This is a genomic window from Alkalibacterium sp. m-11 (assembly GCF_054658155.1).
The window spans coordinates 1-375 of the sequence record NZ_BAAGIR010000398.1 but is presented as its reverse complement, the minus strand read 5'-3'; the positions used below and the strand labels follow the sequence as shown (position 1 = coordinate 375).

Below are 375 nucleotides of genomic sequence, written 5' to 3'. Positions count from 1 at the left end.
TATACAAGTATAAAATTTCAAAAATTACTCGCGGATAAAGAACTGCGTCAATCTATGTCACGAAGAGGAAACTGTTGGGATAACGCTCCCCAAGAATCCTTCTTTGGACACATGAAAGACGAAATAGCTTATCTTGGTGATGTTGAGGCGTTCTCAGACCTTCACCCCATTATTGATGACTATATGGATTATCATAATACAGAACGCTATCAGTGGAAACTGGCGAAATTATCTCCTAATCAATATTATGATTATTTTAAAACGGGTGTGTATCCCCTGAGTCATTTGGTGAAAACGCCTGATTTTCCTGAGATTCAAGTACCGATAGAATATCCTCATTAAAGCGATCAAAATATTTTTCCTCTAATTGTGTCC

General features: G+C 37.1%; 1 pseudogene. It reads left to right on the top strand.

Annotated elements, in window-relative coordinates:
* Positions 1–255: pseudogene (locus ACYQ2O_RS12955) on the top strand (IS3 family transposase); the annotation flags it as partial.
* Positions 256–375 lie beyond the last annotated feature (120 nt).